This window comes from Microbacterium halimionae, assembly GCF_011761265.1.
GTDB classification, from domain to species: Bacteria; Actinomycetota; Actinomycetes; order Actinomycetales; family Microbacteriaceae; genus Microbacterium; species Microbacterium halimionae.
Genome location: NZ_JAAOZB010000002.1, coordinates 580,671 through 596,197, shown reverse-complemented (window position 1 = coordinate 596,197; position 15,527 = coordinate 580,671). Strand labels below are relative to the sequence as shown.

Below are 15,527 nucleotides of genomic sequence, written 5' to 3'. Positions count from 1 at the left end.
TCCCGCCCGTGTGGGCGACGCCTGAGCGATTGCAATTCGGCGTCGTTGCTGTCGTTACGATTCCGAACCCGGCGCCCTGGGTTCAGCGGGTCGTGCACGAGCTACGTAAGGGCATACCGGAGCTGGCATTCGTCGGGGTTGCACGAAGCGTCGGCGCGGGCCCGGGGGAAGCAGATGCTCTCTTAACATCGCTTTCGCCAGTACTCGAGAAACAACGGCATCCGCATGCACGTGTACGGCTGTGCATGGGCGACAGACCCGATGCTGCAGCACGCGACACACTTGCTGGTGCACTTCAGAAATACGGGATCGAAGTTGTCGCGTCCACGAACGATGCGGACTTCGAGATCCTGGTGGCACGCGACGTTATCGACCCGCATCGTGCCGCGGCTGCAGCACGCAACGATATCGTGCACTTGCCGATCGTCTTTTGGGGCCACAACGTGACCGTCGGACCCATCGTCGTTCCAGGCACCACCCCGTGCGTAGCCTGCGGTCATGCGTATCAGCGTGATGCGCAGCCGGAATGGCCAATCGTTGCAGCCCAAGCACTCGGGCGACCAATCATCGATCTTGACCCCGCTCTTGTTCTCGAAGCGGGTGCGGCCGCGGGGCGGCTCACGCGCTCGAGGCGCGTGAGCCCGAGCTCCGCACTGTCGGTGACTGTCGCCGCGCACGAGCTGCGGCCGAAGGTTCGCGTGCATCAACCGCACCCAGAGTGTCGCTGCCAATCTCTCGAAGGAAACGGGAAGGCTGTCGCTCGCGCGCACCAGCCCCCCGAGACCAAGACAACGACAGTGTTTGCTCAGCCCGCGTGATACCGACGTATGCGAGCCGACGTTCTTCATCGATCTGCTCGAAAGTGGTCGCATACGAAATTGGCAGCTGGCCCTCGGCAAGTCCCACGAAGTAGACGTGCTTCCATTCGAGACCTTTGGCCGCGTGGAGCGTTGAGAGAGTGACAGTGCGCATCGAGGGTTCGTGCTGGTCTTTCGCTCGTGCGAGAAGCTGGTCTGCAAATTCACGCAGCGTCACGCCCGCTGCGGCCTCCTCCGCGAGACGCAATATTGCCGAGCGCGCCTCCCAAGCCTCACGAAGAGCGCCGCCCGCGGGTGGCGCTTCGTCAACGAGACCCAGCGAACGGAGCACATCGCGAACAGCATCCCGAAATCCATGTTGTTGCGGGGCAACAGAGGCCGCGCGCAGGGCCATAATCGCCTGGCGTACCTCCGGAAGATCGAAGAAGCGTTTTCCACCGAGAACTGTCGTAGAAATCGACGCGTCCGATAGTGCTGTGATGATTTCTGGTGACTGCGAGTGCGCACGATAGAGCACAGCTATGTCTTCAACTGGGATGCCATCGCGCACCTGAGCGGCCACCGCGGCTGCAACACCACGCGCTTCGGCAACCTCATCGGGGTACGCCGTCGCGACCGGCGTTGGCGCTGGTGCGGCGCTCGCGGCCGACAGTACGAGCGCGCCCGGGCGGCCGCGCATGAGGGAGTTTGCTACCGCCACAACCTGCGGCGAGGACCGATAGTTCTGCTGGAGCCTAACAACGTGCGCGTCTTCATAGCGCCGTTCAAAATCAAGCAAGAAATGAGGTTGTGCGCCCGCGAACGAGTAGATCGTCTGACTCGCGTCTCCCACAACACAGATATCGCGTCGGTCGCCCAACCAGAGCTCAAGCAAACGATTCTGCAGTGGCGATACGTCCTGAAACTCATCCACTGTGAAGTGGCGATATTGCTCACGAACTGCCTTCGCGACGCGCGGCTCGCTCTCGATCATTCCCGCGCATGCGAGCAAAACATCTTCGAAGTCGAGCTGGCGCCGCGCGTCTTTCACCCGCTCGTATGAGCGTTGGAGGTCCGCGAGAGCTGCACCCGACAACCTGCCAACACCATCGGGGCGCTCGGCGAGTCCGTCCTCGATGCTGCGCATCGTGACCTTTCGCCATTCGATGTGACTTGCCACATCACGAAGCGTTGGAGTGTCGGGATGAAGGCCCACCTCGTCGGCCGCGTGAGCGAGCAGGCGAACTTTATTGTCGATGAGAGACGGGGGTGCGTCCCCAGCGATCGTCGGCCAGAAGAAATTGAGCTGTGCAAGAGCCGCAGCGTGAAAGGTTCGGGCTGAAACGCCAACCACGCCGAGTGCGCGCAAGCGCCCGCGCATCTCACCCGCAGCTTTCGCTGTGAACGTAACAGCCATGACGCGTCCGGGTGAGTAGGCACCCGTATCGACTCCGTGCGCAATTCTGCGCGTGATCACACGCGTCTTTCCGGTACCTGCTCCGGCGAGCACGCACACTGGTCCACGGAGTGTTCGGACCGCTTCGGTCTGCTCTTCATCCAGTCCGTCCCAGATCTCCGTGCTCACGAGCCCTCCGCATGCCAGTGCGAGATGAGTCTCGCGGCAATCGAAGAAGCGCCGGGTAGGCGCACATCCCCCACACCTGCAAGCGCCGCGCCGATCTCATCATGGTCAAACCATCGCACCTGCAAAATTTCGGTGCCATCCGCAACTGCTGCGCCAGCGTCCACTGCTGTAGCTCGAAATCCCAACATCAGTGACCGTGGATAGGGCCATGGCTGAGAGCCCAAGTAATGGATATTCGCAACGTCAATTCCGGACTCTTCCGATACTTCGCGCACTACGGCGTTCTCGAGCGACTCCCCCGCCTCGACGAAGCCCGCAAAGCAGGAGTAACGATTCGACTCCCACATCGCATTCGAGCCGAGAAGCAATCGCGAAGACGATTCGTCGGTCACGGCAACGATCACGGCGGGGTCAGTACGAGGAAAGTGTTGGCGTCCGCACGCGGGGCAATGCCTCGACCAGCCGGCTTGAGTGACATCTGTCAGTGAGCCGCACGCGGAGCAAAATGGAGCGGCCACGAGCCAGCGCCCGATACTGACCGCAGTGACGAAGACCTCGACGTCATCCTCTCCCAAAAATGCCGCGTGAGTGCGAAGTGCTCCCCATTCTGAGAGCGACTCAACCGAATCGAAATCCTCTGGCTTGAACACCGCGACAATGACTGCGCGAGCTTCGTCATCCCGCCCAAGAAACGCCCAGGATGATGGTGCGGGCACGGCGTATGGCGCGAAATATCGAATCTTCGTGCGGGATTCCAGCGCGGCCTTATCACCGCAGACGGCGACAACTCGCGTGAGCGCGTCATCTCGCAGATGCTCAAGCAGCTCCGGTTCATCCCGTTCTGCTGCGGACCTGTTCCACTCGCCAACAGATAGTAATGGCTGCAAAACGACATCATCAGCCGTCATCGATACCTCCTCGAAGGGCGTGGCGCGAACGCGCGGCGTGACGCCCGACCTACCCTGGGGGCATGGCACGCTCTTCCTTCACTCTAGCCGCGGCTGTCACAGCAGCTCTCCCGCACGCGGAGGTCGTTCGTGTCGGCGCGCTCAGCGAAGGCGCCTCCGGTCGTTTCGACTCAGCCGTCGTCGACCTTTCCGATGGAACGCGCGTCGTCGTGAGAGCGCCTGTCGACACGGATGCTGCGCGAGAACTCACCACTTCGGCGCGCGCCTTGCGTGCTTTGAGCCCGGGAGTGCGCGCCCTGCTTCCATTTCGTGCACCAGAGGTGCTCGGCGACACCGAGATAGCCGATGCACGGGTACTCGTCGTCGATTTCCTCGAGGGCTACCGCATCGATGCGGCTGATCTGCCCGCGGGGCCGGGAGCTGCGCACTCGATCGGCGCGGCTATTGCTGCGATACACGGCTTGCCGGTGTCGATCGTTCGCGACGATGGACTCCCGGTGCGGCTTCCCGAACATGTACGAACCGACGTACGCCGCCTCGTCGAGCGTGCGATCGCAACTGGGCGCATCCCTGATGAGCTGCGGGATCGCTGGCACAGTGCGGTAGAAAGCGATGCACTTTGGCGGTTCGAACCGACCGTGATCCTCGGCAGCGCGGATGCGTCGTCATTTGTCTTCATCGACGACGACCTTGAGCCGCGTGTGGGGGCAGTACTCGACTGGCATGAGCTCAGCGTCGGTGACCCCGCGAGCGATCTGAGATGGCTCGCCGGTGCACCGCTCGCCGCCGCAGATGTCAACGACGCGTACCTCAACGCTGTTCGACGCTCACCCGATGCCATGCTCAACGAGCGCTCGCGGCTCTACGCCGAGCTCGAGTTCGCGCGTTGGCTCGTTCATGGCGTCGACACCGAGCGACAAGACATTGTGTCTGACGCGCAGGAACTGCTCGTTTCGCTGGCAGAGGGAACCGCAGGCGACGACTTCGTTCCGCGTGCACCGGGCGTTGACGACGCGATCGCTCTGCTTGCACACGTGCCCGCCGCCGCAACCCCGCCGACATCTGACGCATCGAGCACCTCGATGCAGACAGACGCGTATGACCCCGAGAAGCTTTCGGCCTATCTCGCCGCGGATCGCGAAGAGCCGCTTCGCGATGTTGGCGGGTCGGCTGACGACACGGCACCCATCGATCTCGGTGCATGGACCTCTCCGGATGACACTGGCGAGCTCATAACCGACGAAGATCGAGAGGCTGCGCGCGCCTCTGCCGCGGCGCTTCGCCGGTGGGGTCAAAGCGACTAGGAGCGTTTAGCCGCGAACGATGATGTCGTGCGCGACGTAGTACAACGCGACGTCGATTTCGTCCATGGGGACGCCGTGCTTTGCATTGTATGCGCGCCGGTAGAGCTCGATTTGAAGCATCCTGGCTTCTTTTTCAGCAGGTGTGCGCGGGGGCGCGCCTGTCTTCCAATCAACAATCTCGATCCGATTTCCACGATCTTCTCGCACGTAAACAGCATCGATCTTGCAAATAGCGATATGCGGGCGCTCATCGAGCCCGACAAAGGTGAAGTCAATTTCGGTCTCCACTTCGATCGGCTGACGGTGACCCCACTCTGACGCTTCGAAGCGCCGTTGCAGTTCGGAAAGCGCGGCCGCCTCACCGCTGTCTACGCTTCCTTCGCTGTCATCGTCTTCCCAGAGCGCATCGTCAAGGGATCCGGTTGTGCTTGAGTGTCCCGATCGCTGCTCCACCCATGCGTGAAAAAGCGTGCCCCGCCTCGTCTCGCGATACGGTCGCTCCGGCATTGGACGTTCGATCGCGGCAACAGTGCCTGCATAGTCGTGCACGAAATCTTTGTATCGCGAAGCAGGAATACGCGTCGGCGCACGACCAGCGGCGACAGGAGCATTCAACGCTTCTCGCTCTGCCAGCAGAAGAGCGAGGTCTCGCGTGGGAGCGGCGCGATTCGAGGCACGAGCTTGTTCAACGAGATCGGCGCCAGCGACGACACGCGCAGCTCGCGAGCCGAGCGCATCGAGTGGCCAGTTCAGCGTGCGGCGCTCCCCTGCGTACGGATCATAACCCGGATCATCATCAGTGAGAGAAACGTTGAGAACTAATGCGGCTTCCCGAAGGAAACGACTCGCTCGTCGCGGCCGCTTCGTCCCTGACCAGGCGGATGCAGTGAGGAGTAGCCGATCGCGGGCACGAGTGACAGCAACGTAGGCAAGTCTCCGGTCTTCATCGAGTTGTCGCTTACGGTGGGCCTCAACGCTGGCTTCGAGCGCAGCTTTCAGCTCTTGCTGAGTCTCGGCGCTCCGCCACGCGAAAGTCGGTAACCAGTCCACGTCACCGCGAAAGTCGTATGGCAACACCCCGAACGTGAGCCAGCCTTTCGTATCTTTTGCCGCCGTCGGTAGTTCGTCCTCAACCATTCGCACTACGGCGACGGCATCCCACTCGAGCCCTTTCGAGCCGTGAATCGTCAGAAGCTGTACAACGTCTGATTCAGGTGGCTCGGTGCGTGGAGCGAATTCGTCTAGCTGCTCTGCATGTTCGAGCCAGGCCAGCAAGCTTTGAACCGAGCCGGATTCATCAGCTGCGAGAAAACCGTGGACCTCCGCAAGGAAGGCTCGCAGTTGGGCCGACGCGACGCGCGCTGGCCCTCGTGTCTCGTTGGCGGCCAATTCGATATCGAGCCTGAGCTCGATTTCTATGAGCCGAATGAGCTCGGGTATCGGTGCGCCCGCCGCCCGCCGCAGCCCCGCGAACGTGGCGCCCGCATCCCTCAAACGCTCGCGAGCGAGCGGTGTGAAGTCCTCCAGCCAACGGTGATCGTCACCGTGCCGAACCACGAAATCCAGAGCGTCGGTGAGCGTGCCGCGATCTCCGTCGGTGGAATTGCGGAGCCCTTCCCTCACGTTCGACTGAAGCGGGCGAAGAGCCGCGTCGTGAGTCGCGAGCCGGCGCGCAAGGTTCGCGAGGACCCTCAGGTCTGCGAGTCCGATCGACCAACGCGGACCTGCCAGCAGGCGGATCAAAGCAGACCCCGCCGTGGGCTGACACACGACCCGAAGCGCTGACACCACGTCCACCACTTCTGGCGTCGACAGCAAGCCGCCAAGCCCGAGTATTCGATGCGGGATGCCGTGGCGACCGAGCGCCTCAGCAAATCTGGTCATATGACGTTTGCTCCGAAAGAGCACAGCGCCCGTCTTTGATTCTTTTTGCTCGGCTTTTATCTCGGCAAACCACGCGGCGACCCGGTCTGCCTCTGTGTCGATATCAGCCTCGAGTCCGATATGCACCTCGCCCGGCGGAGCGCTCGGGCGAGGTTTAAGCTCGCCCACAGCCACGGGAGACCCCGCCGCGAGCGGTTCGAGCAATGCATTGGCCACGTTCAATACGCTCGACGCGTTGCGCCAACTCGTCAGCAACGAAAATGTCGACACTGCATTGCTCTGCTCATGAGCATTGTCATCTCGGCTGACGAAGGCATGGGCGAAACCGCCGAGGTTGCCGGCGCTTGCTCCTCGCCACCCGTAGATCGCCTGGTGAGGATCACCCACAGCCATGACCGCTCCGCCACGAAATAGCTCGGCGAGCAGCTCTGTCTGCGCAACGGACGTGTCTTGGTACTCATCGAGAAGCACAACGCGATAACGCGCCCGTATCTCAGCTGACGTTGCGGGGTATCCAGTTACGAGCGCGAGCGCCCCCGCAACCTGATCCGAGAAGTCGATGACACCGTTCCGCTGCTTCATGGCGGAATATTCGCGCGCGAGCGATGTCAACAGCGGCAACGCCGATACCCGACGTTCGGCTTCGGCGATATCGGCGTACACAGTCGTTCGCGCGTTCGTTGAGGGGCGTTCGCGCACCGCAGAGAACTCACGCGCGTATGCGTCGACGCTGTCGAAATCTACGCCGTTATCGACCCCGTCTCGTGCAATCCGTAACGCTGCGTCAATGATGATCCTGAGCGACTCCGGTCGCTCTTCGAGTCGCGTGTCGTCACTTGCCAGCACAGCACGTCGCATCAAGAGCCAGGCGGCTGATTCTGACATCACAACAGCTTCAGGATCGCGTCCTGCACGCACAGCGTGTTCGCGAACAATCGCGTCAGCGAAGCTGTTGTAGGTCGACACAGTCGGGCGTGAAAGCAGATCGACAATCTCGCCGCTCCTGTCGGTGCTCGCGACCTGTTGTTCAAGTGCGGCGAGAGCGTGAAAGCGCGCTGCCTCATCCCCTTCACGCTCGATGCGGGCGAACACGTCGAGCTTTCCTGAAGAATGGAGCTCGCCGAGTTGCGATAGCAAGCCGTGGCGAGCGAATTCGTCGAGACGCGTGAGCCTTCGATGGATTCGCTCAGCCAGCTCTCCTGCCGCTTTGCGCGTGAACGTCAGACCCAACACTTCGTCGCGCGCGACGAGGCCATTTGCAACAAGCCACACCACGCGCGATGCCATCGTCTCGGTTTTCCCGCTTCCTGCACCGGCAACGACGAGCGCAGGCGACAGCGGAGATTCAATAACGGCGATCTGTTCGTCGGTGGGCGGAAACTGGCCAAGAGCCGCAGCGATCGCACGTGCTGACATGCTCGGCGACGCCGGCACCGAGGGCGGCACGACCCCACTCATGAAGCACTCACCGCGCTGATCGTGTGGATTCGGCACAGACCGAACGAGTGCTCGTCTCTGCAATGCTGTTCGTACGGCGCCGTGAAGCTCACGCCACGCATGACAGACGCCGCAGCGTGCACTCGGGTGATGAAAAGCGCGCGCTCCTCCTCAGACAACGGTGGTTGATGGGGAGTGACAAAGTCGCGCGACGCCGCGGTCGGACGTAAAACGAGGAGCTTGGCCCCGCCTGAGGGGAGACCGGCTGTCCCCGGTATCGCACCAGCCGCGAAGGCCAGCTGATACGCGGCGAGCTGCGCGTTGTCTGTGACCTTGTTGTCCGTTTGCGGCTCGCTCTTCCCGGTTTTCAGATCGACGATCTCGACAGCTCCATCGGGGCGTTGTTCCACTCGATCGATATATCCGCTCAAAATCACGTGGTGATGCTCTTCATCGCCGGGATCCGTTTCGAAGCCAGCAAGCGCGAGCGGGACTTCGAAATGTGGCTCCGCATCGATCAGCCTGCCTCCTTCGGCTTCAAATCGTCTCAAATAGACATGGAGTCGTCGAACGAGATCTTGTGCGCGCGCTCGTTCTGCTCGATCACGCCAGGGAGATTCGAACTCCAGCTCCCCCCACCTCGCATCGACGACGCGCAACATGCTCTCTTCGGAAATCGAGTCCGCTGTTTCGAGAGCAGCGTGAATGATTGTGCCAAGACCGGCAACAGCACCGCCCGGATCCCCGCCAAGGTCACCAATGACCCAGTTGAGTTGACACTCTTCGATCGTGTGCATGAGAGACGGCGAGACGCGAATGTCTTCACGCGAAATGTCTCGAAGCGGCTCAGTCGATGTCGGGAAAAGGCCCGTATACCAGGAGTCTGGGTGCGCACCCGCGACACCAGCGTCAGCCAGAAGCGCCAACTGTTCGGCCGCTGCGAGACGGGCACCATTGGCGCTCCGAGGCTCCGTGAGGGTCCGTCGGTGCGCGGCGACGAGGCCACGGAGCGTCAGCGGATGTTCCGATCCCACGCCGATCGGCTCCGGCGGTGGGAGCAGCTCAAAAATCACGCTGGGGCCGTTGTCGTCATCGTCGACAGCCGTGACCATCAGCCGACGCCGCACGCGAGAAATCGCTCGCACAAAAAGTCGAAGTTCGTCATGCATAGCGCTCCGACGTCGGTCGACGGTGTCAGCTCCGGCATCGGCACCGTCATGAACCGCGGCAAGCCGCCAGGTGTCGAGGGCGCTGCCGCGCAGCCGGGTATTTGGCCACACGCCCTCTTGCACTCCAGCAACGATTACCGTGTCGAATTCGGTCGAAGCAGCCGCCGCGGGGGTCAGGATGCGAACGGCATCGCGTGAGAGCGAGGTCTCAAGGCGATCTTCTGCGACATCACTTTCGCTCACGCTGCGCACGAAATCGAGCGCTTCAGCATCCGGGAGTCGCTCACCGAATCTTTTGGCTGCTTGGAACAACGACACGACCGCATCGAGGTCTCGGTTCGCCGCTGCGGCAAGTGGACCCGTACCTCGCGTGGCCTCGTGCCAGGTTCGCTCGTTGCCGCTGCGCTCCCATGCTGTCCAGAGCAACTCGTGCGCGCTCGCACCGCCGAGACGTTGCTCGGCCAGAAGTGCGATCGTCTCGGCGACGCGCGCGGCGCGGCGTCCCTCGCGCGTGTCGAGCAGCACGAACTCGATCGGATTGCGCATCGCGGACATCAAGAGCTCTCGCGCCGGGCGACCCCCGCCATTGGCAAGTTCGGTATGGCGAAGAGCCGAGCGAAGTCTCCGCAGTTCGATGGGGTCCATACCTGCACCCTGAAGCGCGTCCTCGACAACCGACACCTCCCAGGCGGTCTCATCGACGGCGAGTGCCACGACGCGCAGCAGGTCACGTACGGGCCGAAGAGCACCGAGCGCCGTGCCTGGCCCGCTGGCATGCGCCGGCACCTCTCGCGCCACAAGCTCCGCCTCGAGCTGCGCGATTTGACGGCCGTCGTGCGCGATGACAGCGCACTCGGACCACGGCACGTTGTCGTGGACGTGTCGTTCGCGCAGGGCACGCGCAATCATGTCGAGCTCTTCGCCGGCAGAACGTGCGAGCCGAGAACGCACAGTGCCATCTGGTGGCACGTGCGTGGGCGCACGACGGTGGTCCACCACTCCCACAGCGCCAATATGCTGCGTCACGCGGCTCACCAGATCAATCTGACAAGCCGTACCCCGATGGTGGGAGCGCAGAACACGCATACTCCCCAGCGATGCAGCCAGTCTCGCGAAGTTCTCAGGCGTCGCACCACGGAATGCCCCCGAGCCAACGTCTGGGTCTCCGAACGCGGTCACCGGAACTCCGCGATGAAAAAGCGCCTCCACAAGTTCGACGCCGCCCCGCGTGAGTTCTTGCGCATCATCGACGATCACAGCTTTGAGGTGAGGCGCTGCCCCCGAGCGGGCAAGCGGAATGGCCTCGCGAATCAACGTCGCGGCATCTCGATATGCGCCGCGCATGCGCGCGCGGACCCCCAGATACTCGCTCATAAACGTCGCCATCGCACCCCACGCAGGAATGTCGCGTTTTTCAGCCCAAGAGGTCAAGCTGCGCGGATCGATCCCGAGAGTCGTGCACTCTGCGATGAACGCACGCACCTCGCTTCGAAACCCTGTCGTTGCGCGTACGTCTGCGCTCAGTTCAACCGGCCATCGCGATGTGGATTCTGCTTCGTCCTCGGCATCGCCGTCGAGAAGGTCACGGATGATCTGATCTTCGTCGCCACCGGTGAGCAGCTGTGGGCTTTCGCGACCCGCCGCGACCTCCGCTGATCTCACGAGTCCGTACGCAAACGAAGCCACCGAACGTGCCAGTGGTCCAGACGTTGCAGCGCCAGCGGCAAGGCCAAGTTCGTCGCGCAGTCCCGTCGCCGCGGAGCGTGTTGCAGTCAACACCACAATCGAGTCGACGCTGACCCCCTGAGCGACCAGCGCAGCAACGCGCGCCACGACTGTCGCGGTCTTTCCTGTGCCAGGTGCACCAACGACTACGAAGGATGCTTCGGGGTCGGCGTCGACAACGTCGCGCTGCTCGGAAACCAGGCGCGACGAGTCGAAGAGAGAACTAACAGTCATCGCCGACAACGGTATCGCTCGGTGGCGACATCAGAAGAGGCGACAAGTACTTCCGAGGTGCCAACATCGCGGCGCGTTCGCCAACAGCGTTCATGCTCCGGGCAGTACGCGTCCGGACGTGTCGTAGAGTCGTGGTGCGCCTTCGGGCGAGAGAGAAGGAGACACCGTGGAGATCCGCATCGGCATCGCAAACACCGGCCGCGAACTGAACTTCGAGACCAATGAACCGGCCGAAAAAGTGAAGAGTTCAGTTTCGACAGCGCTCGACGAAGGGGCGACATACGTGTCCTTCACCGACGTCAAGGGCAACTCCTACATGGTGCCGACCACAAGCCTTGCTTTCGTCGAGTTCGGAACCGAAGAGTCTCGCCGCGTCGGCTTCGTCGCCTAGCGCGCTGTAGCCGCTCGAGTCGCGTAACCACCCGTGGACATCCTGCTTGCCTTCATCTTGGGCGCAACACTGGGACTCGCTGCCCATTTCGTTCTGCCTGGGCGTCATCTGCGCGGCGCAGCCCTCATGCCGCTCGTGGGCTCGGTGACGGGCGGAGCGGTCTGGCTCGCATTGACGTGGCTTGGTCTCACCAGCGCGAGTTTTTTGTTGTGGGCCGCCGCGGTTGTAGTTCCCGCAGCAGTTGTCTTCGCAGCAACGGTCCTGCTCACTCGCTCGCGGGTTGCCCGCGATGAGCGTGTAAAGAAAAGCCTAAAACTGGTCTGAACGTTGTCCGTCAGGAAGCGAGACCCATCGCTTCCATCCGGCGGGCATGAATGCCCATGATCTCGGTGAAAACCGGCTCGACCTGTTTTTCTTGCTCTTCGATTTCTAAGACATGCGGGCGAAGTGCCGCCCGGGCAATCAAAAGGGTGTCACCGACGAGACGTCGACCCCATAGGCCGAGAAGCGATGCCCACTCGTCGCTGCTCGAGATCGTCGTTGTCAACATCTCAACGAGAGCGTCGCGGTCGCTGTCTTGCGCAAGGATTCGGGCCACGCGTCGACCGGTGTCACCGTATCCCGCGGAAAGAGTGCGGTAGAAGTCGTCAAGGAGACCCGCTGTCAGATGGACAGAAAGCATCGTCTCTTGTGGCCTGCTGCCATGGGTCGCCCGGCGAAACGTGTCGAGTGGTTCGCGAAACGGCAGCATAAGAGCCGTGGGATCGTCGCCCCGATCACGAATGAGGCCGACCAACTCGCCGTGCTTTCTTAGCGCGGCACCAGCGGCGCGCGAGAGCGATTCCTTCTGCGAGAGCTCAGGTGTCGCGGCGATGAGCTCGCTGAGAGTTTCGACGTATCCAAGTTGGAGATACGCGGCCTGACCCAAATACGTGTCGATATCGGGTGCGAGGGCCGCGAAATCCACTTTGCGGGCAGCCTGGAGCTCATCTCGGGTGCGAAGCCGGAGGTTACGCACGGGACGGCGTCGCCGTCGGAACCATTCGAACACGCCCCCAGCATAGAGCCAGGGCATCCTCAGTCGCCTCCGCTATCGTGGAGGTGTCCCGGCGACGGATCGGGGCCCCCGCGCCTCTGGTTGAGTGAAAGGCGTGGATCCGCATCGGTGGCGCACCGCGCCGCCACTCACCAGACAGGTTCATATAGTGACGACTTTCGCCGAGCTCGGCGTCGATCAAGACATCGTCGACGCTCTCGCAGCGAAAGGCATCGTGGATGCCTTTCCGATTCAAGAACAGACAATTCCGCTCGGGCTTCCCGGGCAAGACATCATCGGCCAGGCCAAGACGGGTACCGGAAAGACTTTCGGCTTTGGCATTCCAGTCGTACAGCGACTCGGTCACGACCCGGCGCCGGGAGTTAAAGCTCTCATCGTTGTGCCGACACGCGAACTCGCAGTGCAGGTCTTCGAAGACATGGCAATGCTGACCCAGAACCGGCCGACAAACGTTGTTGCCATCTACGGTGGCAAAGCGTACGAGGGCCAGATCGACCAGCTTCGCGCTGGTGCCCAGATTGTTGTGGGCACGCCCGGTCGACTTATCGACCTCGCAAACCAGCGCCTCCTTGATCTGTCGCACGCGACCGAGGTCGTGCTTGATGAGGCTGACAAGATGCTCGACCTCGGGTTCCTTCCCGATATCGAAAAGATCTTCCAGATGGTGCCGGCTGTTCGCCACACACAGCTGTTCAGCGCAACGATGCCCGGACTCATCATCACCTTGGCCCGCCGCTTCATGTCAAACCCGATTCACATGCGTGCAAGCGATCCTGACGAAGGCCTCACTCAGGCAAACATCCGACACCTTGTTTATCGTGCTCACTCGCTCGACAAAGATGAAGTGATCGCCCGGATGCTGCAGGCCGAAGGCCGTGGCAAGTCCGTGATCTTCACGCGCACGAAGCGCGCAGCGCAGCGTCTCGTTGATGAACTCAGCGACCGCGGCTTCAACGCGGGAGCCGTACACGGCGACATGAGCCAGGAAGCGCGCGAGCGCTCGATGGCCGCGTTCAAGGCAGGGAAGCGTGACGTGCTCATTGCCACCGACGTCGCTGCCCGCGGTATCGACGTCGATGACGTGACCCACGTGATCAACCACACGATCCCCGACGACGAGAAGACTTATCTGCACCGCGCGGGCCGCACCGGTCGTGCTGGCCGCACCGGAATCGCGGTGACGTTCGTCGACTGGGAAGACTTGCACAAGTGGGCACTGATCAACCGAGCTCTGGAGTTCGGTCAGCCGGAGCCGACCGAAACGTATTCGTCGAGCCCGCACCTCTATTCCGACCTCAACATTCCCGAAGGCACGAAGGGCCGCATTTCAACCGCGCCTAGGACCTCGAGTGTCAAAACAGCCAGCAAAGCGCCCTCTTCCCGAAGTGGCGAACAGCGCCGCCGTCGTCACGATTCGGCGAGCAAGCCAGAAAGCGCGTCGAATGATGCGCGCAGCACTGAAGGTGCGGGAACACATGACGGTGGCGGAAGTGAACACCACGATGGCAACGCGGCTCCTCGCCGTCGTCGACGCCGCCGCGGCCCGCGCCCCACAGATAGCGCGGGAACAAACGTCTAGCGAAAATTCAGGTCGCCGCTAGAGTGAGTCCGATGGCACCAGGGAGTGTCATCGGACTTTTCTAGAAAGGCACACCCGTGCACGTATTCGCTCAGACTGTTGAGTACCAGGGGTTTTGGGGATCACTTGGCGAAACCATCTGGTGGTTCCTGTCGATCATCATTTTGGTTGGCTACATCTTCGCGCTGTTCGCGATTGTCAGCGACATCTTCCGTGATCACACGCTTGCGGGTGGGTGGAAAGCCCTCTGGCTCCTCTTCATCATCTTCTTCATGTTCCTCGGACCCCTGGTATACCTCATTGTCCGCGGGGGCGGCATGGGTGAACGTAGTGCTGCGCAGGCGAAGCAGTTCCGGGACGCGCAGGACTCGTACATAAAGCAGGTCGCGGGCACGAGCCCGACCGAAGAAATCGCTAAGGCGAAAGAAATGCTTGACGCAGGCGCTATTACAGCGGCTGAATTTGAGCAGCTCAAAGCAAAGGCGCTGAGCTAAGCCTCATCTTCACAAGACGAAGCGCCCTCATCTGCCTACGGGTAGACGGGGGCGCTTCCTCGTGCACCGCTGATAATGCGCGCAACAGCTGCATCCGCTGTGGTGTTCTCCCCCGGCACATTTGGCTTTCCCCAGCCGTGATAATCGCTCGACCCCGTCACGATGAGGTCGTGTTTATGGCTCAGCTCCCGCAGGACGGCCTTGCCTGCTTCAGTGTTCTCACGATGATTGATTTCGAACCCAGCAAGCCCGGCGGCAATGAGCTTTTCCAACACCGGAACTGGCATCATCCGATCGCGTCCGGCCGGCGTCGGATGGGCGACGATCGGCACTCCTCCGGCCGCAACGACGAGTCGCACAGCATCCTCGACCGACGGCGCATAGTGCGGAATGTAATATCCGGCACGAGGGTGAAGGATGCCGTCAAACGCGGCGCTCCGATCGACAGCGAGGCCTCTCGCCACGAGAGCGTCGGCGATATGAGGGCGTCCGACGGTTGCATCGTCGAAAGTCTGGGCAACGACGTCCGCCCAGGTGAGGTCGTAGTCGCGCCCGATGTTGGCGACAATCGCGGCTGCTCGTCCCATCCGGGACTCACGGATGCGTGCAATCTCGGCGTTGAGAGCAGGATCCGCGGGGTCGAAAAGGTAGGCCAGCAGGTGAACGCTTCGACCGCTCTGTCGGGTGCTGAGCTCCATACCGGGCACGAAAGTCATACCCAGCGCTCGGGCGGCCTCCGCGGCTTCCGCCCACCCAGCGGTGGTGTCATGGTCTGTCAACGCAGCCGTCCGGATGCCATGGCGATGGACTGCGTCCATCACTTCGGCAGGCGAGTCTGTGCCGTCCGAGCGCAGCGAGTGCAGATGCAGATCGCTTGGTCCGCGAAACCGCTCCTGCTCAGCCATCCTTTGAGCGTAGTCCGAGCCGACGGCTTCCGCCGATCTCTCAGCCTCCTGACGTAGA

General features: G+C 62.1%; 11 protein-coding genes. 5 read left to right on the top strand and 6 right to left on the bottom strand.

From position 1 onward, the window contains the following. Positions 1–618: 618 nt before the first annotated feature. The gene (locus tag FHS06_RS10510; protein WP_167049080.1) at positions 619–2,382 is read right to left on the bottom strand and encodes an ATP-dependent helicase; all 1,764 of its coding nucleotides are present in this window, start codon (positions 2,380–2,382) and stop codon (positions 619–621) included. Beyond that, positions 2,379–3,290 (bottom strand): NAD(+) diphosphatase, encoded by a 912-nt coding sequence (nudC, locus tag FHS06_RS10505; RefSeq protein ID WP_167049078.1) that lies wholly within the window; start codon positions 3,288–3,290, stop codon positions 2,379–2,381. Before nudC ends, FHS06_RS10510 begins: the two co-directional genes overlap by 4 nt. 62 nt (positions 3,291–3,352) lie before the next feature. Between nudC and FHS06_RS10500 the strand changes: the two genes are divergently transcribed. Beyond that, entirely contained in the window at positions 3,353–4,594 is a 1,242-nt protein-coding gene (locus tag FHS06_RS10500; RefSeq protein WP_167049076.1) for a phosphotransferase, read from the top strand. 6 nt (positions 4,595–4,600) lie between these two features. Here FHS06_RS10500 and FHS06_RS10495 read toward each other — a convergent pair whose 3' ends face one another. Next, positions 4,601–7,936, bottom strand: coding sequence for an ATP-dependent DNA helicase (locus tag FHS06_RS10495; protein ID WP_243845437.1), 3,336 nt, complete (start codon positions 7,934–7,936; stop codon positions 4,601–4,603). Continuing rightward, entirely contained in the window at positions 7,933–11,043 is a 3,111-nt protein-coding gene (locus FHS06_RS10490; RefSeq protein WP_167049074.1) for an ATP-dependent DNA helicase, read from the bottom strand. Before FHS06_RS10490 ends, FHS06_RS10495 begins: the two co-directional genes overlap by 4 nt. A gap of 166 nt (positions 11,044–11,209) precedes the next feature. On the opposite strand from FHS06_RS10490, the gene FHS06_RS10485 reads away from it, so the two are divergent. Continuing rightward, positions 11,210–11,434 carry a DUF3107 domain-containing protein gene (locus tag FHS06_RS10485; RefSeq protein WP_167049072.1) on the top strand — a complete coding sequence of 75 codons (225 nt, stop codon included), beginning with the start codon at positions 11,210–11,212 and terminating at the stop codon, positions 11,432–11,434. Positions 11,435–11,467: 33 nt separating this feature from the next. After that, positions 11,468–11,758 carry a hypothetical protein gene (locus FHS06_RS10480; protein WP_167049070.1) on the top strand — a complete coding sequence of 97 codons (291 nt, stop codon included), beginning with the start codon at positions 11,468–11,470 and terminating at the stop codon, positions 11,756–11,758. A gap of 10 nt (positions 11,759–11,768) precedes the next feature. Here the strand turns inward: FHS06_RS10480 and FHS06_RS10475 are convergent, their stop codons facing one another. Beyond that, complete coding sequence (locus FHS06_RS10475) at positions 11,769–12,485, bottom strand: ferritin-like fold-containing protein (protein ID WP_167049068.1); 717 nt, start codon at positions 12,483–12,485, stop codon at positions 11,769–11,771. Between the two features lie 154 nt (positions 12,486–12,639). Between FHS06_RS10475 and FHS06_RS10470 the strand changes: the two genes are divergently transcribed. Together FHS06_RS10470 and FHS06_RS10465 are read left to right on the top strand one after the other, a co-directional pair. After that, the gene (locus FHS06_RS10470; protein ID WP_167049066.1) at positions 12,640–14,070 is read left to right on the top strand and encodes a DEAD/DEAH box helicase; all 1,431 of its coding nucleotides are present in this window, start codon (positions 12,640–12,642) and stop codon (positions 14,068–14,070) included. Between the two features lie 77 nt (positions 14,071–14,147). Continuing rightward, positions 14,148–14,564, top strand: a complete 417-nt coding sequence (locus FHS06_RS10465; protein ID WP_182486540.1) for an SHOCT domain-containing protein — start codon at positions 14,148–14,150, stop codon at positions 14,562–14,564. Between the two features lie 35 nt (positions 14,565–14,599). Here the strand turns inward: FHS06_RS10465 and FHS06_RS10460 are convergent, their stop codons facing one another. Then, positions 14,600–15,469 (bottom strand): PHP domain-containing protein, encoded by an 870-nt coding sequence (locus FHS06_RS10460; protein WP_167049064.1) that lies wholly within the window; start codon positions 15,467–15,469, stop codon positions 14,600–14,602. Positions 15,470–15,527 lie beyond the last annotated feature (58 nt).

Bases quoted from the DNA above. Each gene is read 5' to 3' on its own strand.
- FHS06_RS10500 (WP_167049076.1), top strand. From the start codon at position 3,353: ATGGCACGCTCTTCCTTCACTCTAGCCGCGGCTGTCACAGCAGCTCTC.
- FHS06_RS10490 (WP_167049074.1), bottom strand. From the start codon at position 11,043: ATGACTGTTAGTTCTCTCTTCGACTCGTCGCGCCTGGTTTCCGAGCAG.
- FHS06_RS10460 (WP_167049064.1), bottom strand. From the start codon at position 15,469: ATGGCTGAGCAGGAGCGGTTTCGCGGACCAAGCGATCTGCATCTGCAC.
- FHS06_RS10495 (WP_243845437.1), bottom strand. From the start codon at position 7,936: ATGAGTGGGGTCGTGCCGCCCTCGGTGCCGGCGTCGCCGAGCATGTCA.
- nudC (WP_167049078.1), bottom strand. From the start codon at position 3,290: ATGACGGCTGATGATGTCGTTTTGCAGCCATTACTATCTGTTGGCGAG.